The organism is Chitinispirillales bacterium, from assembly GCA_031254455.1.
Classification (GTDB): domain Bacteria; phylum Fibrobacterota; class Chitinivibrionia; order Chitinivibrionales; family Chitinivibrionaceae; genus WRFX01.
The window spans coordinates 1-24,271 of sequence record JAIRUI010000077.1; the positions used below are offsets into that span (position 1 = coordinate 1).

General features: G+C 38.2%; 17 protein-coding genes. 4 read left to right on the top strand and 13 right to left on the bottom strand.

Annotated features, from left to right (window positions below):
* On the top strand, positions 1-1,639 hold a 1,639-nt coding region (locus LBH98_05505; GenBank protein MDR0304211.1), incomplete at its 5' end, for a hypothetical protein.
* 189 nt (positions 1,640-1,828) lie between these two features.
* Here the strand turns inward: LBH98_05505 and LBH98_05510 are convergent.
* Positions 1,829-2,266 (bottom strand): type II toxin-antitoxin system PemK/MazF family toxin, encoded by a 438-nt coding sequence (locus tag LBH98_05510; protein ID MDR0304212.1) that lies wholly within the window; start codon positions 2,264-2,266, stop codon positions 1,829-1,831.
* A gap of 275 nt (positions 2,267-2,541) precedes the next feature.
* Between LBH98_05510 and LBH98_05515 the strand changes: the two genes are divergently transcribed.
* Together LBH98_05515 and LBH98_05520 are read left to right on the top strand one after the other, a co-directional pair.
* Positions 2,542-3,180: a riboflavin synthase gene (locus LBH98_05515; protein ID MDR0304213.1), complete on the top strand. Its 639-nt coding sequence runs from the start codon at positions 2,542-2,544 to the stop codon at positions 3,178-3,180.
* Positions 3,177-4,370: a bifunctional 3,4-dihydroxy-2-butanone-4-phosphate synthase/GTP cyclohydrolase II gene (locus LBH98_05520; protein MDR0304214.1), complete on the top strand. Its 1,194-nt coding sequence runs from the start codon at positions 3,177-3,179 to the stop codon at positions 4,368-4,370. Before LBH98_05515 ends, LBH98_05520 begins: the two co-directional genes overlap by 4 nt.
* Positions 4,371-4,396: 26 nt before the next feature.
* On the opposite strand, the gene LBH98_05525 is transcribed toward LBH98_05520, so the two are convergent.
* The gene (locus LBH98_05525) at positions 4,397-4,906 is read right to left on the bottom strand and encodes a hypothetical protein (GenBank protein ID MDR0304215.1); all 510 of its coding nucleotides are present in this window, start codon (positions 4,904-4,906) and stop codon (positions 4,397-4,399) included.
* Between the two features lie 66 nt (positions 4,907-4,972).
* Here LBH98_05525 and LBH98_05530 point away from each other — a divergent pair, with 66 nt between their 5' ends.
* Complete coding sequence (locus LBH98_05530; GenBank protein ID MDR0304216.1) at positions 4,973-8,332, top strand: hypothetical protein; 3,360 nt, start codon at positions 4,973-4,975, stop codon at positions 8,330-8,332.
* A 10-nt stretch (positions 8,333-8,342) separates the two neighbouring features.
* Here the strand turns inward: LBH98_05530 and LBH98_05535 are convergent, their stop codons facing one another.
* The 11 genes from LBH98_05535 to LBH98_05585 all read right to left on the bottom strand — a co-directional run.
* Complete coding sequence (locus LBH98_05535) at positions 8,343-9,794, bottom strand: UDP-N-acetylmuramoyl-L-alanyl-D-glutamate--2,6-diaminopimelate ligase (protein ID MDR0304217.1); 1,452 nt, start codon at positions 9,792-9,794, stop codon at positions 8,343-8,345.
* Positions 9,791-11,770 (bottom strand): PASTA domain-containing protein, encoded by a 1,980-nt coding sequence (locus LBH98_05540; protein ID MDR0304218.1) that lies wholly within the window; start codon positions 11,768-11,770, stop codon positions 9,791-9,793. The genes LBH98_05535 and LBH98_05540 overlap by 4 nt, the downstream gene beginning before the upstream one ends.
* The gene (locus LBH98_05545) at positions 11,767-12,099 is read right to left on the bottom strand and encodes a hypothetical protein (GenBank protein MDR0304219.1); all 333 of its coding nucleotides are present in this window, start codon (positions 12,097-12,099) and stop codon (positions 11,767-11,769) included. Before LBH98_05545 ends, LBH98_05540 begins: the two co-directional genes overlap by 4 nt.
* Positions 12,096-13,028, bottom strand: coding sequence for a 16S rRNA (cytosine(1402)-N(4))-methyltransferase RsmH (rsmH, locus tag LBH98_05550; protein ID MDR0304220.1), 933 nt, complete (start codon positions 13,026-13,028; stop codon positions 12,096-12,098). The genes LBH98_05545 and rsmH overlap by 4 nt, the downstream gene beginning before the upstream one ends.
* Positions 13,021-13,506, bottom strand: coding sequence for a hypothetical protein (locus LBH98_05555; protein MDR0304221.1), 486 nt, complete (start codon positions 13,504-13,506; stop codon positions 13,021-13,023). Before LBH98_05555 ends, rsmH begins: the two co-directional genes overlap by 8 nt.
* A 100-nt stretch (positions 13,507-13,606) precedes the next feature.
* Complete coding sequence (locus LBH98_05560; GenBank protein MDR0304222.1) at positions 13,607-14,008, bottom strand: hypothetical protein; 402 nt, start codon at positions 14,006-14,008, stop codon at positions 13,607-13,609.
* Positions 14,005-16,581: an LptF/LptG family permease gene (locus LBH98_05565; protein ID MDR0304223.1), complete on the bottom strand. Its 2,577-nt coding sequence runs from the start codon at positions 16,579-16,581 to the stop codon at positions 14,005-14,007. The genes LBH98_05560 and LBH98_05565 overlap by 4 nt, the downstream gene beginning before the upstream one ends.
* 74 nt (positions 16,582-16,655) lie before the next feature.
* On the bottom strand, positions 16,656-18,611 hold the full coding sequence (locus tag LBH98_05570) for a hypothetical protein (protein ID MDR0304224.1): 1,956 nt from the start codon (positions 18,609-18,611) through the stop codon (positions 16,656-16,658).
* 123 nt (positions 18,612-18,734) lie between these two features.
* On the bottom strand, positions 18,735-19,706 hold the full coding sequence (locus tag LBH98_05575; protein MDR0304225.1) for an adenosine kinase: 972 nt from the start codon (positions 19,704-19,706) through the stop codon (positions 18,735-18,737).
* Positions 19,707-19,789: 83 nt separating this feature from the next.
* On the bottom strand, positions 19,790-23,869 hold the full coding sequence (locus tag LBH98_05580; GenBank protein ID MDR0304226.1) for a hypothetical protein: 4,080 nt from the start codon (positions 23,867-23,869) through the stop codon (positions 19,790-19,792).
* A 196-nt stretch (positions 23,870-24,065) separates the two neighbouring features.
* Positions 24,066-24,271 (bottom strand): hypothetical protein (locus tag LBH98_05585; protein MDR0304227.1); only part of this gene is annotated, 206 nt, incomplete at its 5' end.

Sequence of the window (24,271 nt, forward strand, 5' to 3'; positions counted from 1 at the left end):
CGATGACGATTCTACGATAGTAGTTCTTTGGTTGGATAAAAACTATTCTCCTGAGAATGTCACGGGCGGAGAAATGAGGGTTATGGTAACTCCTGCGCCGATATATATCAACGCGTCTCCCGTTACCGTCGGAGTAAAAGACGAAGCGGGTCCGGTAATAGTATCTGCGGAATGTATAAAATCGCTTATTCCTGACGGAAACGACGTACTTCTTATAAAGATGAGCGAAACGTCGAGTATTCCTAACGGCATGGGTAATCTTCCGTTTAATTTTGTCGTCAAACAAGGCGGTTCTTTATATACGGTTTCGTTTGCGGACATAACCTTGGAAGACGGCGTTTATAAATGCATCGTCAGCGCTAAAGACAGCGGCAAGGACGGAAAAATATCCAAAGGAGATTCTATTTTTGTCAACGTTAACGGCAACGTTAAGGATATTAACGGAGTATATCAGTTAATCGAAACGAATAAACGCGTCGAAATTACGATGAAAACCGTAATAGGTTTAATATCCGCCGTTTATTTGGATACGAATACGGTTCACGATGGTTATACCGATATTATAAGGATTGATTTGGGTATGGAAGTTTCTCAGGAATTTGCCGAAAGAATAGCGGCTTCCATAGATCTTTCGTCCGATCGTAAATTTACGGTAAGCGGAGTAAAAGCCGTATCGAACGGGATAGAATTAAGCGTCGTCGAAGAAAAGAAGTATCATGCGAAAGAAGGTTATTCACTGGTGAAAACGAATATCGATCTTTCTTCCGATTCTGTTTGGCTTAAAACTCCTATTTTGTCGGACGACGGACTTTTAACTGTTGACGCAAGCAAAACCGTAGTTACGGACGGAGTGGCTCCGGTGGTTTCGCATGGAATATACGATGTTGGTGTTAATGAGACGACGCTTGAGGTTGTTTTCAGCGAGCCTGTCGATTTAAAGTCTTACGCTACGGATAAGCCTTATAAATTTTTGGCGACTAAACTTGGCGATGAATTTACTATGACTTTTGCGCCGTCTTTGCCGGTGCAGGGAAAGTCGGCCGATCGTTGGATATACAAGATTGAATCTAAAAGCATAGCCTATCCGGTAAAAGGCGACAGCCTTTGGATCGCGTTTGACGGTATAGTGTTTGATTTGGAAGGAAATAAGCAGGATCTTACCGTTCGCGCTCCTCTTTTGGCGGATTCTTATCCGTTTGAGTTGGATTTGTACGTAGTTCCGCAGCCGATGTCTCTGATTAAACTCGGAGACAAAAGATACGAGCCTAAAGATCTTAACGACAACCTTGCCGATTATTACAAAATTCCGTCGAGTATGAGAAAAGGCGTCGCGATAGTTCTTGAAGCGAAAGGTCCTATTACGGATGTTAGCCTTCAGAAAGGCGTAGTAAAAATTATAGACCAGACGGGTAACCTCGTTACGGACGAGATTTCTATGAAATTTGACATGACCGATAGGGGAACTGTGGCGGGTGTCGCGGTTTGGGACGGTAAAAATCGTTCCGGCAGAACGATAGGCGCGGCTACTTATTTGGCGATAGTCGAAGTAGAAGTTAAGTTTGACGATCGTGACGCTAAGGAATCCCGCGCTTATCGCCGCGCTATAATGGTTACTTCCGGCGGAGACGCTCTGAAATAAAAAGCGGTTTTATTTGTCTTAAATGGCGGTCGTAAAAATCGACCGCCATTTTTTGTTTTGTGGATATAATGAAAGAGAAAAATCGTGATAATTATTAAAAGCGATTTGTTGACAGGTTGCTTTTTTGTTTTTGAAGAAATACATAAAGAGTTAATTTTTTCTGTTTTTTATATTTTGAAATAATTTTGGTTATCTTAAAATATTTCGGACTATATTACAGATTTCATTGATTCTATCTTCACCGAGAGTTGTTATGTTGATACCATTATGAGAATCTCTCTTTCTACGAAAAGGGACTTGTAATCTGTCAAGAGAGACAACTTTTACCATATCACACAAAGCCCAGCATTCCTTTTCAGATAAAATACCAGGCATAATTCCCATAGGAATAAATACTGTATAAGAACTTTCTTTTCGCGGCTTTTTTGTAGTAAATGGAACTACTACCGCCAATTTATGACGCTTATGAGGATGTATTACAAGAACCGGACGAATTTTCCCTATTTCAGGTTTTATGTTGGCGATTATTGATTCATTTGTGTCGATACAAGAATTTATCTTATTCCAACAATCCTCAAATCTACACATAAATATCTGCCCTTTTTTAACGTAGTTAGGAGAATTCATTTAATATCCTTGTTGAAAAAATTAGCCCCCGTAATAAAACGAGGGCAGTAACCCACTTAAGGGAAAAAGCAACGTTGCCATTGCTTTACATACATAATATACAATATTTCTACAAAAAAATCAAGAATAAAATTCTGGGCTTGCTAATCAAATATACATTGAATAATTTCTTCGTTACTTTTTATTCTATTTTAATATTTTCAAAATAATTTCTTGCGTTTTTATAAACGCACAAATTACTTTTCGAGTAGGAACGGCGTAACATCGGAGAAAAAATGTTTACCGGACTAATAGAAACGACGGGTGAAATAAAATCGCTTTCTTTTGAAAACAAAAGCGCGGTAATAGCAATACTGCCCAAAGCCGACGACTTTGAATGTAAAATCGGCGATTCCGTAGCGATTGACGGCGTTTGTTTGACAGTCGAAAAAATAAGCGAAAAACGTATTTTTTTTCGTGCGGTCAGAGAAACTCTTTCGAAAACGACGCTTGTGAACGCGAAGATTTCGCAAGTCGTAAATCTTGAAAGGGCGATGAAAGCGGACGGGCGTTTCGGCGGGCATATCGTTTTGGGACATATCGATACAATCGCAAAAATAGAACAAATTAAAAACGACGGCGATTCGTTTTTATTTTTTGTATCCGTTGACGACGAATATTCAAAATACGTCGTAAAAAAGGGTTCTGTCGCTGTAAACGGAATTTCACTGACTGTCGCGGATTTGACGCAAAACGGATTTTCTCTGTCGATTATCCCGCATTCTTTCAAAAATACGACGCTTGCGCTGAAAAAAGTCGGCGATTTTGTCAATATCGAATGCGACGTTTTTTCTAAATACGTTGAAAGGATGATTGTGCAAAAAAATAAAACCGGAGATAGAATATTAAAACTGCTTGAAGAGGGGGAATTTTGAGAACGTTTGAAGAAATAGAAGAGGTAATTAACGATTATAGAAACGGTAAAATTGTTATTATAGTCGATGACGAAGACCGTGAAAACGAAGGCGATTTGGCTTTTGCGGCGCAGCTTTCTACCGCCGAAAAGGTGAATTTTATGGCGAAATTCGGACGCGGACTTATCTGTATAGCGCTTGAAAGCAAAATTTTAGACAGATTGAGAATTCCTATGATGGTTGAACGAAACACCTCGAATTTTGAGACGGCTTTTACCGTTTCGGTCGAGGCGCGAAAAGGCACGACGACGGGTATTTCGGCGCAAGACAGAAACGCTACCGTCCTGAAACTCATAGACCCGAACGCGACGCCGAACGATTTTGTTATGCCGGGGCATATGTTTCCTCTTAGGGCGAAAGACGGCGGAACGCTTGTACGAACCGGGCAGACCGAAGCGAGCGTCGATTTGGCGCGGCTTGCCGGACTTACTCCGGCGGGGGTAATTTGCGAGATTATGAAAGACGACGGGACTATGGCTCGCCGCGCGGATTTGGAAATTTTTAGCAGAGAACACGGCATAAAAATCGTTTCCGTAGCGGATATCGTTCGTTATAGATACGCCAAAGAAAAAATGATTTCTTGCACGGCGACGGCGAAACTTCCGACTAAATTCGGCGATTTTTTGATAAAAACCTATGAAGAAACGTTAAAAACGCACACTCACGTCGTTATTCAGAAAGGTGAAATAAATCCAAACGAACCGATTCTTGTACGCGTACATTCCGAATGTTTTACGGGCGATATTCTCGGCTCGCTTCGCTGTGACTGCGGAAATCAATTAGAAATCGCCTTAGAAAAAATAGGCGAAGAAAACGGCGTGGTTTTGTATTTGCGCCAAGAGGGGAGAGGCATCGGGCTGACTAATAAGATAAAGGCTTACAATCTTCAAGACGGAGGTTTAGACACTATTCAGGCTAATATTCAATTGGGTTTTGAAGCGGACATGCGCGATTACGGAATAGGCGCTCAAATTTTGGCGGATTTGGGAATTAAAAAAATACGTCTCTTAACAAACAATCCTTGCAAAATCGTGGGTTTGAACGGTTACGGGATAGAAATTACGGATAGAATCCCGATTGAAATAGCGGCGAACGAACATAACAAAAAATATTTGGACACAAAAAAGGGGAAAATGGGGCATTTGTTGTAAAATTTTAAGTGAAACCAATATTCGTTTCACAGTTTCAAAATCCTTGCGTTTTTAAGATGAAAATCCGCTTCTTGTCCGCAATGTTTATTTGCGAAATACAAAAAATTTCCGTCTGAAAGTTTAATAACCGCCGTAATCGAAAAAAGATTTTCTGAAATTATATTTTCGGGAAATTCTACAAACTGCGCAAATGAATCGTTTTTGGTTTCGCATATGATTTTCGGGGGAGCGCCGATTTCCGATAAACTTTGATTTGAGCGGTAATCCGAGAAATTAAAAATTTCAAAATTCTGGTCGAACCCCAAATTATATTCGGTATATGAATTGTTTTTTTTGTTTACGAATATTTCAAAGCAACCTATAGTCCAAAGTTCGTTTTTTCGTTTAGTGAATCGTGAAATTTCTGGGAAGTCGATTCCGGAAATATCTCCTGAAATTTTTGCCGAAAATACTGTTTTATTCGCCGTATTTTTTATTTCGGCGTCGATTTTCAAATACGATTTGTTTTCAAATTCCGTTAATTCGATATATCCCATTTTCACCTTGATTTTATTCGCTTTATTTCATAAAATAATGTATTTTTGCGGCGCACGGAGATAATTATGAGAAAAATAATAATTTTAATATTAAATATTTTCGTTCTCTGCGTTTTCGCGTTCGGCGGCATAAAAAAAGAGTTTGTATTCGTTACTGACGCTTCTGTGAATAAAATCGTTCTTGAGAACGAAATTATTGAGCCGAATTCGGTGAAAATAAATTGTGATTGCGAGATTTCAAATTGGCGCTTTGTCGAAGAGAATAACACTATTTATTTTTCGCAGGATTTATGGAAAAATCAAAAATATAATATTGAATACGAAACGGCGTATCAGGGAATTTTAAGATCTTACGAATTGAATATTCCAAAATATCGTAGCGACGGTGCCGACGGCGAGGAATTTTATTATGATTACGATGAAAACCCTGTTTTAGAAAGCGGTAAAATTTCGTTTGAAGGAAGAAAAAACATCGGCGTAATGTTTGGGAGTAACGGTGAGACGGCTATGAATCAGTCGCTTGACGTTGAGATTTACGGAAATATTGATTCGACGACGACTATTTCCGCACATATCAGCGACCAAAGTTCGTCGCTTGACGGGCAGACCGGCGAGATAGGCGAATTGGACAAAATTTATATCAAAATTGAAAATCCCAAATGGTCTGCGGCTGTCGGCGATTTGGAAATTCGCAGTAACGAATCGGGAATATTAAAAGAGTTTTATACGCCTAAAGGGCTCTTTGCCGAGTCGAAAAACGACGGAATCGGACGGAAAAATAACGCGTTTGCGGGAATTTCCGGAACAAAATTCGGTTACAATAAATTTGAAGGCGTCACAGGGATTCAAAACGGAATGTTTAATCTTCAACCGGATAAAAATCATTCGTATGTAAAAATTATTTCAGGCGGCGTTTCCGTCTCGCTTGACGGGAAAACGCTTAAAGAAGACGAAGATTACATTGTAGATTACGACTTGGCGGGAATAAAATTTACCGCAAAAACGCCGATTATGGACGGGCAGGCTATTGAAATAAGTTACAAATATCGAGATTTTGACTATAATATTTTTACATCCGGAACACGGCATAATTTTTCTTTTCTAGACTCGTCTTTGCTAATAGATTTTTCAGTGTATTACGACAAAGATATTTGGGAGTCGTCTCAGAGAGATTTTACTCCTGACGAAATTTCGCAAATAAAAAATTCTGGCGCTCGATCGCCGCAATTTCTTCTCGGAAACAAAATTCACAAAAACGACGTGCTTAAAACGCAGGCGTATAAAAGGATTTATCGCCTTGATTCTACGGCGAACGTTTATTATTGGGAAAACGATCCGGAATCGGTTTATTTGAAAAGAGATTTGTATTCCGTTAATTTTCAGCCGTCGGACAGCGGCGAATATCTTCCGTATCGTTCAAATTATCGCGATAAATTTTCAAATTATACTAAAGAATATTTGGACAGCGTTGAAAACGAGCAAAGCGCCGTACTTGAACCGATTTATCTGTTTGTCGGTAAAGGCGGAGGACTTTATACCGCGTTCGGCGAAATCGTTCTTCCGAAACGAAGCGTAAAAGGAGAAATTTCGGCTGTTTATGCGCCGAACGATCGTTTAATAATCAATATTGCCGCGGCGGGTATAAATTCGGATGAAAATACGCTTTCCGATAATAATGAATATGATAATTCGGCCGCTGTAAAAGCCGACGTTTTTGTTTCGTCGAATTCGGAAAACAATTTTTTGGTCAAAGACAGGTTTGAAGTTTACAATACCGGTGATTTTTTTGTTAATAACGTTTTAAACGGATACGAAACTTTTCATAAATGGGGGATTTCCGGCGATATTGAAAAGTACATGCTTTGGGAAAATATTTTTTATGCGGGTTTTCAAAAATCTATTTTGTTAAAGGGCGGATACGGACAATCCGTAGTTGATAATTTGCACTTTTTACGAAAAATTCCTTATTCAAGAAGAATTTCCGGCGGTTTTGAATCCGGAAAAGAAACGCCGTTTTATTTTGACTATCTTTTTACAAAACGGGTTATTGAAGATAACGGTGAGGACGGACGACAGCAAAACGCGAGTATCTCTTTTGATTTGAGCAGGTTATATATAAATTTCGCTGTTGAAGAAACTTGGTATAAAAGCGAAAAAAACGATAATTATTTCGGTGACGTCGTTTCATCCTTTACCGTTGAAAACGAAGATAAAACGTTAAGCGGCGCACTAAAATATAGAAGTCAGGACGTCGGTGAAAATGAAAAACATTTTTTGGCGAAAGAAAATTCTTGGAATTTTCTAATTTCGTCCTCGGCTAACCGCAATCTTAGCGCTAATCAAAAAATAAAAGCCGATTTGAGTTTAATTTTCGCAAACAATTCTTTTTCAATGCTCGCGTATGTTTTGGATAATATTTATTCGGACGATTATTCGAGCGGAATTGATACTAAATGGGATTTGACGTATGAAACGCGCAGTGAGCGGAGATGGGAATACGTAAAAGTTCCGGCAGGAACGGGGACGCACATAAAAGACAGCGTTTCCGGCGTTTTTGTCGAACAGCCGTTCGGCGATTATATCGCGAAAGATATATTTGTTTATGATTTCCAAAACGATTTTTCATTGCAAAGTTATATTGCTAACAATTTTGAAATATTTTGGTATAAGTCGTTGAAAGGCATAAAATTATCGGGAGATTTCTGCGCCGAGAGTAAAATTCCGAAAGGCGGCGGTAAGTGGTATGAATTTATGCCGCTTGTCGCAAATTTGAACGAAAAACTACGAAATTCGGCGGCGTATTCTTTAATTTCATATAATCAATATATTTCAATATTTCCTTCTGAAATTCCGGAAATTTCATCAAATATTCGTTTCGGCGCGAGTAAAAATATTGAGCGTCAAAATTCCAACGCGGTTTTTGACGAAGAATGTGATTTTTTGTATAAATTCAGTAAATTTCATATAGGATTTTCAAACAGAGGTTTCTGGGAAAAACAGGAAAACTATAATTATTACAACAACTATAACTTTATAGTTAAAGATATAAGTTTAAAACCTATAGAAACTATAGTGATCAATAATTTTTTTCACATTTTTACCGAACAAACCTTTGGATTGACCGCAAAAAACGGCGTTTCCGGAAACTATATGGCCGTTCGTCCGGGAATAAAATTTTTGCCGAAAAACGCGGGGAGCGCCGATATTTCGTACTCTTATGCGTTTGTTAATTTTGACGGGGATTTGTTTTACAATATGACGGACGGGTTTTCAAACAAAAACAACCACCGCGTTCAGAGCGTTATCGGGATAAACGCTAGTGAGAAACTGCGGTTCAGCGGATTTTTACGCGGCGATAAAAATAAAAATACAAGAGAAGAATGGCGAATTTCAGCTTCTTTCAATGCGGAAATCATGATAAATTAGATATAATGTTTCAAATTTTGCCGCGATGATTTTTTATTTCTTCCCAAACGTCTTTTGCCGTCTCTTTGTCGTCAAAACGATGCTTTACGCCGGCTGTTTCCTGATATTTTTCATGTCCTTTTCCTGCAATAATCACCGCGTCGCCTTCATTTGCGTTTTCAAACGCGAATTTTATCGCTTCTTTACGGTCTATAACGCATACGTGCGGAAAATCTATCGGAAATCCGTCTTTTACTTCGTCAATGATGCTTTGCGGATTTTCATTGCGCGGATTATCGCTTGTTAAAACCGCAAAATCGCAGTTTTTTGCAACGGCGTCTCCCATAAGCGGTCGTTTAGTTTTGTCACGGTTTCCGCCCGCTCCGAATACGGCGATTAAATTCCCTTTTGTCAGTTTTTTTGCGGTCGATAAAATTTTTACGAGTGCGTCGGGCGTGTGCGCATAATCTACGATAACGCTGAAAGGGGAGTTTAACTCAACTTTATCTATTCTTCCTTCTACCGGTTTTACTTTTTCTAATCCTTCGATTACCGCGTATTCGTCGATTCCCGAAGCGAGCAGCCCGCAAACCGCCTGTGCGCAGTTTATTACGTTAAAATGTCCGATTAATTTTGTCCGAAATTTCAGAATTTTTGCATTCGGCGTTTTGATTTTGAAAAAAATACCTTTCCAGTCGCAGTGGGCTGTTAAAATTCTGTAATTAGCGTCGTGGGCGAATCCGATTGAAAAACTTTTGTCGTTTTTTAATTCTTTGATAAGTCGTTTTCCATATTCGTCGTCGATATTTATTATCGCCGCGCCGTTGTTTTTTATATGTTTTGTAAATAATCGCTTTTTTGCCGAATAATATTCTTCCATAGTTTCATGAAAATCCAAATGATCTTGAGTCAGATTTGTAAATATTGCCGAATCAAAATAAAATTCCGTTAAACGATCCAATACGAGCGCGTGCGACGACGCTTCCATACATAAGGTTTTGATTTTATTTTTCGCCGAACCGATAATTCTTAAAGTGTCGATCGCTTCCGGAGTTGTTCTGTCGGATCCAAAAAATTCTCCGCAAATCTTATTTCCTATCGTTCCTATTAAACAAGTGTTTTCTTCACCGAAAATATTTGCCAAAATAGAATCGCAAATCGTAGCGACGCTGGTTTTTCCGTTTGTTCCCGTAACCGCGACGGAATATATATCGCTGAAATCTACGCCATAAAAATCTTTTCCAAATTCAGCCATCGTTTTTTTTACATTATCGCATTTAATCCAAATTTTGTTAAAATTATTCGGTTTTTCATTTTCGGATAATACTCCGACCGCTCCGTTTTTTACGGCTATATCTACAAAATCGTTTCCGTCAAACGAAAATCCTTTTATCGCACAAAATAAATCGCCGGATTTTACTGCGCGGGAATCGTAAACTATGTTTTTAATTTCGATTTCTTTTAATAAATTCGACACGTTCATATTTCGGAAATTCCTTTTTCGACAAAAAGCGAACAAGTAGAATTTACGTCCAAAACCGTGCCGACGGTCGGATGCTGTCTTTTAACTCTTCCGATACCGTTTTCTATGTAAGACGGTTCGATATTTCTTTGTTGGAGCATATTTATAGCGTCTTTAATATTGATCCCGACGCAGTTCGGCATTATAATTTCATTTTCAAACGAGTCGGTGTAGAGAGCGACTTTAGCGTAATTTCTTATTTCACTGTCTGCCGCAGGAATTTGCCGAATGATAATATTGCCTGTACCGTAAATATCGTAATCGATTTTTGAATCGTTACATATTTTTCTTGCGGTCTTAATGTTAAGTCCGTTAAAATTAGGATATTTTTTAGTCGGATTAACTTGTGTGACGGTATCATTTGCCGTTTCTGTGTACAAACGGATGTCTTTTCCGATAGAAACTGAAGGCGACGCGACTATATTTTTTAATATTTTTGCGACCGCCGCTCCCGCGACAGGTCCGCCGTATTTACCCTTTTCCGGATCGTCTATCGAAACGCAGCAAACCAGCGCCGGTTTGTCAATCGGAGCGATTCCTGTGAAAGAAGCCCAATAATGCCCCTCAAGGTATTGTCCGTTCTTAACTTTTTTACTTGTTCCGGTTTTTCCGCCGATATTCATTCCTTCCACGAACGCCGCTTTCCCCGTTCCGTTTTCGTTTACTACGTCTTTCATTAATTTCCGCATTGTTTCGGCGGTTTTTTCTTTAATAGGTCTTCTTACGATTACAGGTTTTGATTTTTTAGGATTTCCTCGGCTGTCGTTGATGATATTTCCGTTTCTATCCGTTATTTTTTTATAAATTTGCGGTTTCATAATATAACCGCCGTTTGCGATAGCCGATACCGCGATTGTCATTTGTAAAAGCGTTACGGAAACGGCGTTCCCGAATCCCATACTCATTGCGTCGCGCGGCTGCCAATTTATAAGATCGTTAAATATCCCTTTTTCTTCTTCGGCGGGAATTCCTATGTTTGTCGTAGTTCCGATACCAAATTTTTCACAATATTGATAAAATAATTTACTGCCGATTTTTTCTTTGACTAATTTTGCCGAGGCTATGTTGCTTGACAGTTTGAACGCTTCCGAATAAGGGACTACCCCTAATTTATGATCGTCGGTAATAGGTCTTTCGTTCGGGATTTCATATATTCCGTTTCCGCAATCTACAAGTTCGTCGGGAGTTATAAGTCCCGCATCGATCGCGGAAGCGAATGTTATGGTTTTGAATATGCTGCCGGGTTCATAATTTTCTGAGATAGCTTTATTTCTTTCTGTTTTTTCTCGGCTGCCGTTTGGGTCAAATGACGGATATGAAGACATTGCGTAAATTTCGCCTGTATAAGGATCCATAACGATAGCCATTCCGCCGCTTGCTTTTGAAAAATCGACGGTTTCTGCAATTATGTCGTCTGTGATTTTTTGTATATCCATGTCGATAGTTAAATAAACGTCGGCGCCGTTTTTTACTTTTTGATCCGTTCCGCCGGGTATTGGAATCAATTTTCCGTTCCCGTCACGTCTTTTTTCTGAATATCCTATTTCGCCTGCAAGGTAAATATCAAACGCTTTTTCTATTCCTGCAAGTCCCATCTGTGAGTAATTTCGTTTCACGTAACCGATAAGCGGCGCGGCGTATTGTTTATATAAATAATTTCTTTGCCATTGGGCGTCGCCGGATTTTTCACGAACGGAAATCGCTATTTCTTTCCCGTTTCTGTCTAAAATTCTGCCTCTGCGCGGATATGCCAATTCTTTTTTTTGAGCGGAAACTTTTACGAAAACTTTTTTTTCGTTTCCGTTAACAATTTGTAAATCCCATAATTTTGTAATTAAAAATATCGATAAAAACAAAAAAAATAACAGCGAAAATTTTATAATGCCGTCTGTTTTCAAGAAATTTGAAATTTTCTCCAAATAATCGCCGACGGTCATAAACTGCTCCAGGAAGTCATAACCTGTTCGACAATGTTAAAATTATTTCCTTTTACGGAATAATTTCCGCTTCTCTCTTCAAGGGTCAAAATATTATTCGGAGCCGTTACTTTCATCTTCAGCGTGTCTTCCGCAAAAACTTTAATTTGGGCGGAATTGAACAGAGAGTTTATTTCCATTTTCAAAGATGAAATTTCTTTTTCCGCCGCGCTGATTTCATTTTTTTTGCGCTCTATTTCAATCGCGAGATTGTTGCTGATTTTTGACTGTAAAACAAGCAAAAACGCCATTATTCCAAAAATGAAACAATACCTAAAACTAATCTTCATAATCTGATCCTTTCTCCGCATCTGAGCATTGCGCTTCGCGCTCTGCGATTTATGTTTATCTCTTCTGTTTTCGGTTCTATAGGTTTTTTTGTAATAATTTTTATTTCAGGATTGTGTTTGCAGGAACACTTTGGCGTTTGCGGAGGACAGATACAATTTTTAGCGTTATCCCTTAAAAAATTTTTCACGATTCTGTCTTCAAGCGAGTGATATGAAATTACTACGATTCGTCCGCCTTCTGCAAGATATTTCAACGAATTTTCAAGCGAGATTTTCAGTTCGTCCAATTCTTTATTTACCGCTATTCTAAACGCTTGAAAGATTTTAGATAAAATCGAATTCTGCAAAAATCCGTATTCTTCGTTCAGAACATCTACCAATTGTTTTGTCGTTTCAATTTTTTGCTTTTTTCGCGCTGAAACTAATTTTCTTGCCATTCTTTGCGGATTTCTCAATTCGCCTAAATTTTTCAAAATTTCAGTCAATTCTTCTTCCCCGTAAAAATTAATAATATCCGCCGCCGTTTCTTCGTCGTTTTTATTCATTCTCATATCAAGTTTTGCGTCGTTTCTGTAACTGAATCCTCTTTCTGCGGTATCAAATTGATGCGACGATACCCCTAAATCCATTAAAAAACCGTCAACCTTTTCTATTTTTTCGTCATCCAAAACATCATGAAAACGAGAAAATGAACTATGTCTGATAATTATTTTACAGTCGGTTGAAAATTTTTTCTCTTTAGCGCGGTTTACGGCGGTCAAATCACGGTCGATACCTATTGCGGTTCCGTTTTTACTCAAATTTTGAGCGATTTTTTCAAAATGTCCGCCTCCGCCTAACGTTAAATCGCAATAAATTCCGTCTTTTTTTACATTCAAATATTCAATCGTTTCCGCAAGCATAACCGGAATGTGATAATTTTCATTCACTTTTTCTAAACTCCATAATCGCTTCATTTACTTTGTAATATTTATCGGCAAACTTTCTTTCGGCTTCGTCATAATCTGCGTTTTCATTTTCAGAACAAAACGCTTCTATATATTTACCCATTCCCAACATTATAATTTTTCCGCCGTTATATCTAATCTCCTTAATCTGCTTGCTTGGGATAGTTATTCGTCCTTGACCGTCTAAATCGGAGTCGGCCTGAGTGTCGTAAAATTCTCTGCGGTATTCGTCAAAGATTTCGGTTTCTGGAAGATTTTCATATTGCAGCGCCTTTTTTTCCCATTCGCTTTCCGGATAAATGCGTATGCGGAATTTCGGAACTCTTATACTGTGAAATTTAGAATTTTCCGGAATTAAATCACGGAATTTTGCAGGGATAGAAATTCTTCCCTTCACATCGATCGCATATTCAAATTTTCCAGTAAACCATCCGGTCATAAATTCACCACTATTACACATTTTTCCCCATTACTATATAATATAATAAATTTTTTGGTAAATTGTTAAATATTTTGCTAAAAAGTAAAAAAAAAATGATTTTTACGGGAATATTATTACTTTATAATTTTACGACGGTTTCAAATATCGTCATAAAATCTTGTCGTATTATAGGGAATTTTATTATTTCGTTGATTCCGGCTGATTTCATTTTGAATTCGTTTATAGTTGAAATATTTTTGTTTGAAAACGTAGTTATTGGAATGTCGTTTGAAGGTTCTTTTTTTATTCTTTTTATAGTAGATAATAAGGAATTTAAATCGTCTCCGGTTTTTATAAAAATACAAACCGGAGAGAAATATTCTATTTTTTTAATTCCGTCGAATTCGTTTGTCGTCGTAATTATATTGTAGTATTTATAAAGATAAATTTCGATAAGATCCATTAAACCGTAATTATTGCCGATTAAAACTATGTTTTTTTTCGTTTTGTCCAATTTGATTTTTTTTATATCAATTTTCATTTTGACGCCTTCGTATAAAGAAAAAATCCAAGTACTAAAAATATAAAAGTTGCGCTCCATGCCGCAATAATCGGATTTACCGACTCATTTCTTCCGAGCGTAATAAGAAATTGCGCTATTACCCAATAAATGAACACAAACACAAGTCCTGCGCCGAAATGAACGGCGCCGCCGCGCTTCGTTGAGCGTACCGTTGCGGCGATTCCGACTAAAACAACGACTACGTTCATAAGCGGCAATGAAAATTTGAAATTACTATCCGCCAAATATTTTTGCGTTTTTTCTCCTCTAAGTTTTGCATTTTCTATTCTTTTTTTTAGTTCCGAATAGCTCATCTGCTCGACTTTTCGTATCTGTTTAAGCATATCGACGGGTTTTTGCGTCAAATCGGTCAAAATTACTTGCGACAACTCGTTTACTATTATACTTCCGTCGCTTTGCAATATTTTTTCTTTCCCGTCCGGCATAATCCATAGGTTATTTTCCGGATCGTAATCGACAATATTTGCTGTCGTTATGCTTTTTATTCTGTAATTTTCAAAAGAGTATTTTACGACGGTTTCGTGTTTTGCGGGAGAGGTGTTTATTCTTTTGAAAAAATATGCCGTATTCTCGTTGGAAAAATAGTAGAAATTCCTTCGCGATTCCGTAACTTCCGTAGGAATTGGTCTTCCGTTGCGCCGCGCTGAAAATGTATCTCTGTAAAGTTCCAATTTTTCGTTTGCGGACGCAAGTACCGATTCGTTGAAAAAGAAAATCCCGACCGAAAAGAATAAACCTACAAAAATTAAAGGAAAAGTTGTTCTGACAACGCTTATCCCACTGGATTTTATAGCTGTTAATTCATTAGTTTTTGAGAATGAGCCCATAGAAAGCATTACGGATAAAAGCATTGAGATAGGAAGTATCATGGACATAAAAGAAGCGATAAAGTATAAATAGTAAACCGCTAATTCGTTAAATTTTGCGTCTGTAAAGACAGTTATGTTTCCAACAAAATCTATAATTACGGTTAAAACCGAAAGACCCGCTGTCGTTACTAAGAAGTATGAAAAGAATCTTCCTATAATATATGCCGGAATTATCGGTAAAAATAAGTTTAACATTTTTTCCGGTAAATCAAGAATATGTCCGAATACTGTTTTTATTATACGTAAGATTTTTATATCATGCATATTATTCAATAACTTACGAAATGGGATTAAAATTACTTTTATAACGTCTGAAAATCTGAAACCGCTTTCGTATCCGGATACTTTTCTTAAAAGCCAAACCGCAACAAGCGTCAGAACGACATTTCCTCCCCACATAGCCGCAACCGGAAGAATATTGCCTTTTTTTGCCGAATATTCGCCTCCTATTAAAAACGCCCAATAAAATATAAAGAAAATCAAACTGTAACTCACGCTTATCGCGGCGCTTCCGTTTTTTGCAATAATTCCGAGCGGAATGCCCAAAACCGCAAAAATTATCGCTCCGATTGCAAGAGAGTATTTTTTATGGACTTCTACGGAATATCCGTTTATGCTGTTTTTATTTTCTTTGATGTTTCGCATTATTGTATTGACAAAATTTATTTCACTTTTCAATGCGTCGCTTACTGACCTTGGCGATAAAAGACTGTTTATTGTAGAGTACCATTGTGAAAAGTCGTCCATATACAAAATAGCGGAACTGTCCGCAATTGAATTATTCATATTGTTTGAAATCTCCGAAATCCATTCGTTGTATCTTTTTTTTTCGTTTGAAATATTACTTTTTAGGTTATTTATAATATGAATTAGAGAATCGTTTTTAATTTCACGTTCGCCTTTTTCTTCCAAATTACTTCTTGTAAAATCGCTTTTAATATTTTCTACAAAAAAAGTTTGTTTGGCAAAATCTATTCTGAAAAAATCCGCTTCGTTGTTGTTTCCATTGCCGATATTTTCGCTTATAGTTTGTCCCGAAAACATCGTCAGTTCCAAATATTTTTCGTCTTTTGTCAGATAAAGCGTACCGCTGTCGGCGACGCTGACTATAGGAATTTGGTTATTTTGCGTTGTAAAAATCGTAATTCCGTATAAACGTCCAGTTCCTGCGGTTACGGAATCCACTTTTATGGCATATCCGGGAAAATCTTTTATCAATACTCCGGGGTCTATGAGCGCGGCTGGTTTTTTACGCATAACATCCGACATAAGCTGCGCTGCGTGATGATTTGCATTCGGCAAAATATTGCAGTTGAAAAACAAAAGCAGGACGCCTATTATTGCGCTCAGCGAGATTATCGGCGGAAGCATATCGAATAAACTCATCCCGACTGCTTTCATCGCCGTATATTCGTTGTCGGACGATAATTTTCCAAAAACCATAAGCGAGGAAATAAGCAATGTCATCGGTAACGCAAGCGAAATTATCGAAGCCATACTCACCAAAAGAAGTTCCGCAATTATCTCGAAAGAAACGCCTTTATACAAAACTCTCGGCAGAACCTGTGTCGTGATTTGCATAAAAAATATCATAAAAATCACGGCGAGCGAATATAAAAAAGGTCGTATAAATTCTTTGACGATGTATCTGTAGAATATCATTTTAAGTTTTCGCTTTCTTTGATTTTAACGAAAAATACTTTATTTCAAGCGGTAAAAAAGCGTCTTGGAGCGCACTAACCTAAAATATTCCAAGAAAATCCCCAGCGGAAAATAAGTCCTGGCATAATATATCCGGGAACATACGAATTTGTACGGTTGAGGAAATTGTCGATTTTCCAAAATAGTCGAAACGTTTCTATTTCTGCGGATAGTTTTACCGAGACGTCGTGAATTGGACGATCCCAATGCGTATAATTTCCAAACGGCGACATCGTCAATGGTTCGGAAAAATAGAAATTTGATCGCCAATCTTTTTTACTCCAATAGTTATATGAAATATCTACATAAAAATGACGAACTTGTAAATCTTTATTAAAGTGAAATCTCAAGCCGGAATATGATTTCAAATATGGCATTTGGTCGCTGAAAAGCCAATTTGAAAACAATGAAATTCCTTTAATCTCGCCAAAACTTCCGCCTGCGGAAAATACTTGTTCTGGATTTTCGTAAGGCGCAGCGTTGTTGTGCCAGAATTTATTGACAATCAAATTATCGTTATTTTGCAAAGAAGAAATTTCGTTGCGAAAAGTAATAAGATTTGAATACCCGCCATAAATTGACGCGACCGGGAATTGATAGTGCAAATTTGCTCCGAATCCGAAATAAGTGTTTGCGATTTTAAGAAGATCCTGCAGTTGAGAAAAAATATTATTGTAAGAAAATACCATAGGAACTATGTCGTGTTTTCCCCAAAATTGCGTTCGGAAATTATTAATTTTCAAGTCGGCTTGAAGAGATGCGAAAGGATAGCGTTCAATTTTACTGTGATTTGCTCTGACAAATTGTCCGCCGCCGTCGATTTTTGCGGAGAAATTGTCGAAGTTTTGTGAGATAAATTTGTTCTCGGCAACAATTTTAATATGATGCGCTACTTTATATGTAATATCGCAAGTATCTGAAATATAACGGTTTGCTGAAACTTGTATTGAAACGGTATCGCTTATTGCCGGAGCAAAATAAAACTGTGTTCCACCCGATTGCAAAGTGTTGTTTTGTTGCGTTCTATATGTCGCAAAATTGCCGTTTCGCGTACGACTTATCGGGTTTTCGTATTGATAAACAGTTTCAAGTTTTGCGATATTTCTCCATAAAAATTTATCGCCAAGCGGAATTTCCACTAATGCGTCTAATTGGTTTAGAAAATTATTTGACTCGTTGTAAGCGATGGACAGTGAAGTCTTGTTTTGAAGCGCCGAATCGCTGTGGTATGCCAAATCTTGTCGAATGTCAGAGTATGAATATCGCAAATTTGCCGAAAAATTGCCATGCCAGTTCAATTCAATTCCGCTTTTATTTATTAGTGAATATGGGTTGTAGCCGTAAATTGATATTTTTGTGCTGTCGGTTTCGTAGGTTGTAAAAAGGTCTGCCATTCCGCCGCCGTGAAAATAATCCTTGCGTTTCAGATCGGAATAAGAAGTGAAAGCCAGAAGCGATAACTTTTTTGATAAATTTCTTAACATCCTGAATTTTAATAAATTACCTTCAAATAATCCGCCTTCCCACACGAAAAAAACGTCGGGGGTGGCAGTAAGTTTGTTGAATAAATTTTTGTTTATTGAGCCGTCGGGTAAAATTTCAAATTCGCTTATTTCAAGCAAGTCTTGATAATAAAATGGGAGCGCCGGCAAGTAAAGCCGGTTTAAAAAATTGTCTTCTATTGGAATTAAGTATCCGCGAAACGTTGTACGGTTCATTGCAAAACTTGGCGAATATCGTACTGCGGTGAAATTAGGATTACTCATGAGGGCGTCTTCCCAAGTGAAATAATCGCTTCCGATAAAGTTCTGTCTTTTAACGATATAAGGTGAAAAAAGCGTTTCGTTGTCGAATTTTTGCTCTTTTACGTATAACTCTTGTTTTTTTAGCAGGTTGTACAAAAAATTCTTATGTTCAGCCGAATCGTTTGTTTCTTGGCAGAAAGCGTTTGGGCAAAAAATAAAAATCAAAATTGTCAAAAATTTCTTCATACAAAATCCTTTTATAGATTGGCGAACAAAACATTTTTTTGAACAAAAAATATATTGAAACCATTCGTTATATGGATAATGCAAAAGAGGCATTGGCAAAATCTCAAAAAAGATGAAAATGGACTATATCTTCTCAAGAATACTTTCCCATCGTTTATCTGGAATGTGCGCTCCTAATATTCTACAAACTTCATAACCGCACAAAGAGCCTATAAAACCCGCTTTTTCTATTGGAAGATTGTTTATTATCCCGTAAAGAAAACCGCTTGCCCATAAATCTCCGGCGCCTGTGGTATCTTTTGCTTTTTCTTCGCCGACCGGAGCAATCTCATATACGCTATTTTCATATTTTACTAAACTTCCGCGCTTTCCTAATTTTACGACCGCAATCTGCGCGTCTTTTGCAATAATATCCAGAGCCTCTTTTTCATCGGATTTTTTTGTGTATGCTTTTGCTTCGTCTTCGTTTGCCAAAACAATATCGACATATTCGCGTACAAGCGATTGAACAAAATCCAAATTCTGTTCAATAATATTGAAACTTGCCAAATCAAGCGATATTTTTACGTCGGCTTTTTTTGCGTTTGCCATAACCGTTCGCAAAAGTTTCTCGTTGAAAATCAAGTATCCTTCAATATGAACCAATGCCGCCCCTGCAAAAATTTCTGGAGTGAAAACGGCAGGGTCGGTATATCCGCTTGCGCCCAAATATGTAAGCATTGAACGTTGAGCGTCGGGGGTGACTACGGACACTACACGTCCTGTATCCGCTTTATCGGCAGTTGTGAGTTGCGCTTTTACATTATTTTTGGCGAGCGCGGTTTTGAATTTCTCACCCAATTCGTCATTTCCGCAGCAACCGATAAATTTCGCGGTTTTGCTAAGCCGTCCCAAACCTATTGTCGTATTACAAGCGGAACCGCCTGGTGCGATAATTACCGAATTTTGCGTTTTTGCAAGGAGTTTATCGGCAAAATCCGCTTCTACAAGCGACATGCCGCCTTTTACTATTTTGTTTTGTTCAAGAAACTCGTCCGTTTCCTGTAATATAATATCCATTAAAGCCGAACCGACGCCGATTGCAAATTTTGCCATATAAATTACTCCGTCTTAATTATTGTTTTACTGAAAATACTATTTGGGATTCACCAATAGTTTTTTTACCAATAATTAAAACACTATCTTTTCCCCACAGATACCGCTATAATTTTTCTATATGTGCGAACTTCTTTTCCTTCTCGGTCGTCAAACTGCACTTCTACCTGAATAAGCGCCAAATATGTCCCAGCTCCTGCATTTCTACCAGATGTATTCTTCCCGTCCCAAACGGCTACTCCTACCACATTTCCTTTGCGATCCCCCTCCGTTATCACCGATGGCTCTATCTTTATATCTTGGGTGACTGCGTTGCCGGTCTGGTCGAGTATTTTCATATAACCCTGCAAATTCGAAGGGCTGGATATCGGTCCTTTAGCTTCAATAACTACAGCAACGCCTTTGTCGTTATCTTGTATTTTATAATATTCTACAAGACTGGGGTCAAAAGATTTCGGTTCGTAACGCTTATCTCCTACCTTTACCATGTAAAGCGGCTGCGGAACTACCCTCACGTTCAAATCCGTCGAGTAATCACCATTTACTTTAAGAGGCGCACGAACAGTTAAATTTTGCATATTGTCCGAATCATCCTTGACGTATCCGCTAGATACTATCCATATACTGTCGTTGGTTAAAGGATATGGTACCGTCGTCGATGTTACTTTATACCGAAGAGTATTATTTCCTATCTGTTTCGGCATTTCAGGGGAAAACGTCATATCAAATTCACCTTCTGGAGCCGATAATACGTGCCAGAATTTATACGGATTTCCCATTGATGCTGTTATCGGTTCGCTAAATACTACGTCAAGGGTTGTATCCGCTCCTATGTTATAAATTCCTTTTAAAATCACAGGAGCGATACTGTCGTCTATCGGCACCGGCGTCGGATTCGGTTTTATCGTAATGTTATTATAGACTATTTCACCGGGAAGTACAATTACGTCATTGCTGTTAATACCTGTTCTTGGAGGGTTGTCATTTCTGTCATTGTTTGCCGCGGATTCGGTAACTTTCAAATCAAATCCCGTTTGAGTGGAATTAAGAATAACTTCGTCTTTTGTAAAGTCACGGGACGGAGAAAGTACAATTGCATCTGCCAACATTTCAGCAAAAGTCAAATCTATTTTTGTTCTCATATCGACCTTAATCAAATTAACGTACCCGTTACTGATATCGTTTGTTTCAAAATAAGCGGCGGAAAATATTTGCGCGACCACTTCCTGTAGAATCTCGACTTTTTTATTGTTTTTCGCCGTCTGCTCATTGTTATGCGGAACATCTTTAATTATATGGTCAGCGCCCGAATTGATAAATATTGAATCGCCCAAAGAAATTTTTCCGCTATAATCCGATTTTACAACAATCCGACATTCGTTTCCGTTCATAGTGAATGAATCAAATTGCACGTCATAAAGCGGTTTTCCAGCCGCTTTCATATTCATAAACTTAAACGGAATATTATCGTTATCAACGTTAATATCAAAATTCTCGCTCAATTTGACAACCAAAACATCGTTTTCGCCTAAAACATTCGACGTTATAATCATTGCCGATACAACCACAGGCGCGGCGCCGTCATTTACTTCAAAATTTTTGCTGAAATATTCCCCGTCCGGATTTAACGGTATGTATTTCCCGTCAAGATACGTTACGCTCATTCGCATTACACCGTTTGTAGAATCCTGAACATTTTCTGTTTTCGGGAAATTTAACGCAAGTATAACGGTTGTTTTGTTTTCCGTGCCGTCGCCGTTACTTCCGTACCCGATAATTGAAGGTAAATAATCGCTTACACCTGCAAAACTTAACATTGTAAATTCAATTTCGTTTAAATCTTCTACTTCATCATCAAATACGACAACGACACTGTCCACAATTCCGTTGCCGTCGCTGTCATAATAAATACTTCCAATTGGAAGAGGCGGAAGAGGTATGGCTGATATTATAACCGTTACCTTAACCGACATAACCCAAGTGTCTGTAGGGTACCCGTAAACCGCAGTATCAAGCGCAGTATAATAAAATTCATCAATATTCACATCGGTAAGATTTGCGATTTTATCTTCTCTGATTTTGTATCTCACCTGTCCGTCTTCAATGGTCACCTCGCCAAATTCGGTTTGAATCTGTTGCGCCTTGAGTTCGTTTGTAAGCGCGTCTGAAGTATTAAATTTGGCGTTAGGCAATAAATTTTCGTTAGTCAATCCGAGAATTTTCTGTATGTTTCCGTCTATTGTCAAATCAAGGTCAATAAAATATGTAAGATTCAATAACCACCCAACGTTTATAAGAATATTTCGAATTCCAGTGCTAATGTCAAGAAGCACTCTTACATCGTTATTCGGCGCCAATTCAAACGGGTTATCGTTCCAAGGAAGTATATTTACGGTAATATCAACCGGTTCGCTTTTAGCAAAACACTCAAGCCCTGCCGTCGCATACGCGTTATTTATCGCCGTAACCGTAACTGTCGCCGTACGATTTTGTTCGGGAGAGTCGTAATTCGCTCGGTATTTCTCACTTGTTCTGAGTTCTCCTTCCACAATTTCAAACCATTCTTTATTTACGCCGCTAATTTCGTATTCAACGCTTTCCGAAGCGCTAAGCGTTGCGACCACTTGACCTTGGCTTGCTTTCAAAGTTCCCGCTCCGTTATTGTGATACTCAATAATACCGTCAAGTTTTTGCACAAAATTAAACATAGGACGTTGCGCCTGATTTATCATATTTATTGTAATTGTACCGCCGGATATATTCTCATTCGACAAATCCCATTCTTCCGCATTACCGCCGCTTATACTGATAAGATTTAATTCGACAGTGAAATTTCCGCTTTTATACGTCTCATTATTCACTATGTTAAACGGTATTACGGCATTTTGATTGTGATAGCCATTGTCCGTTTTTCCGCTAAATCTTAACACGCCTGTAAGCGCCGCTGGCGTTGTCGGCGCGGGGAAAACAACATCGTCTTCAATTTTCAAATTGTCATTAAGCGTTATTTTATAACCCAATTCAATAGTAACGTCTCCCGACAGCGGTTCGGACAGGGAAACTGCAATATTATGATTTGTCAGTTGTTTGTTACACCTCTGCGTTCTATCGAATGTCTCGTTCTTTACCGCCGCGGTAATACTGGAGGTAACAGGAGGTACAAAAATAAAACCGGCAGAACTGGGTTCGCTGATAAATCGAATTCTTTCTGCCAATAATTGACCGGATATTCCTGCATTATATTGAGTATAAATTGAACCGTAAGGAGCAATAAACGAGCCGACAACCCCATGAGTCGGAGAAGAAAGATGGATAGCCGCCATAGCACAATGAGTATAAGTTGCTCCCATACAATCATCACATCTGTCACTCAATGCGATTACAACTATCTGTCCTTTAGCCGCCTCCGGGTAGTCATTAACGCTGACAAATCCTTGCGGAACAAATGACGAATTGGTTCTCATAAAAAAATTGCCTTTAACGTATATAATAGTCCTGTAACTTTCACCAACAGGCGCTATTTGCAATCTAGCATCGTTATTAATCACCAAATCACCGTCGATGTAATATACCCCCGCAGGCCAAGTAGCGTTATTAACGAGAAGATTATTAGTAGGACATCCCCAAGGACTTGCAGTTGTAGCACGAAAATATTGAATACCAAGCGCAGTTGCTTCTGTCTGATTAGTTGGAAGAGCAGAAAGAGGGAACTGCGGCAATCTCGGATAGCCATCAGGATAAACCGGATTTTTAGGCGTAGAATTGTTGATTATAGCGTTTCCTTCACCGCCAAAATAAACAATGTTTTCTGGAGTATTTAATCTTGTTAAACGACCATTATTTTTCTGAATATGAGCTTCTCCGGATTGAAGGGTGAGATCATTAGAAGCGCCGCTTGGTGAAGAGAGACCACAACCTCTGCCGTTCGTAAAAACATTTGTCCCTACAATACCATTCGTCGGCGTTCCGCCGCCGCCTGTGCAAATACTTAATGTGTCTCTCGCGTAAATTACGTGCTGCATTAAAAAATCATCAAGATTCGGTTTTGCCCAATTGTTGCCGATGGGAAGTCTATCCATTATTCCTTGTGCAAATACCCCCCCCCCGAGGGAAAGCGCCAAAACAAACAAAATTACAGATTGAAAATTTTTAGATTTCTTCATACGACCTCCAATAATTAAGGCACCTTTTTATTATATATAACAAATATAATAAAAAAAGTGAAAAATCGCTTGTTTTTTACTTTTCATGAAATTATTATCAAAAACAAATATCTATCTTTTATTAAAATCTAAAAATAATGAATTATGAAATCTAAATCGGCTTGTAGAGTGGGATTGCTGGTGCAAAATGACAGAGCTATATAAGTCCCCTTTTTTGTCTTTTATTCATATCATCACTATTCTCTTCGTTTTGAGTTATTTCGTCAAAATATTTCTTGCTGTTAAATTTTAATTCTTTCTCTACTATGCTGTCCATTGAGGCGTTGGCTTTAATAAACGCACTGTCTATGGCTTGAATGCGACCATTTACCATACCTTCGTCTATACACTTCTTCAATATAT

Excerpts from the sequence above, each read along its gene's own strand:
- LBH98_05580 (MDR0304226.1), bottom strand. The coding sequence starts at position 23,869 with ATGAAGAAATCTAAAAATTTTCAATCTGTAATTTTGTTTGTTTTGGCG.
- LBH98_05535 (MDR0304217.1), bottom strand. The coding sequence starts at position 9,794 with ATGAACGTGTCGAATTTATTAAAAGAAATCGAAATTAAAAACATAGTT.
- LBH98_05545 (MDR0304219.1), bottom strand. The coding sequence starts at position 12,099 with ATGAAGATTAGTTTTAGGTATTGTTTCATTTTTGGAATAATGGCGTTT.
- LBH98_05510 (MDR0304212.1), bottom strand. The coding sequence starts at position 2,266 with ATGAATTCTCCTAACTACGTTAAAAAAGGGCAGATATTTATGTGTAGA.
- LBH98_05530 (MDR0304216.1), top strand. The coding sequence starts at position 4,973 with ATGAGAAAAATAATAATTTTAATATTAAATATTTTCGTTCTCTGCGTT.
- LBH98_05560 (MDR0304222.1), bottom strand. The coding sequence starts at position 14,008 with ATGAAAATTGATATAAAAAAAATCAAATTGGACAAAACGAAAAAAAAC.
- LBH98_05555 (MDR0304221.1), bottom strand. The coding sequence starts at position 13,506 with ATGTGTAATAGTGGTGAATTTATGACCGGATGGTTTACTGGAAAATTT.
- LBH98_05565 (MDR0304223.1), bottom strand. The coding sequence starts at position 16,581 with ATGATATTCTACAGATACATCGTCAAAGAATTTATACGACCTTTTTTA.
- LBH98_05575 (MDR0304225.1), bottom strand. The coding sequence starts at position 19,706 with ATGGCAAAATTTGCAATCGGCGTCGGTTCGGCTTTAATGGATATTATA.
- LBH98_05525 (MDR0304215.1), bottom strand. The coding sequence starts at position 4,906 with ATGGGATATATCGAATTAACGGAATTTGAAAACAAATCGTATTTGAAA.
- LBH98_05540 (MDR0304218.1), bottom strand. The coding sequence starts at position 11,770 with ATGACCGTCGGCGATTATTTGGAGAAAATTTCAAATTTCTTGAAAACA.
- LBH98_05515 (MDR0304213.1), top strand. The coding sequence starts at position 2,542 with ATGTTTACCGGACTAATAGAAACGACGGGTGAAATAAAATCGCTTTCT.
- LBH98_05570 (MDR0304224.1), bottom strand. The coding sequence starts at position 18,611 with ATGAAGAAATTTTTGACAATTTTGATTTTTATTTTTTGCCCAAACGCT.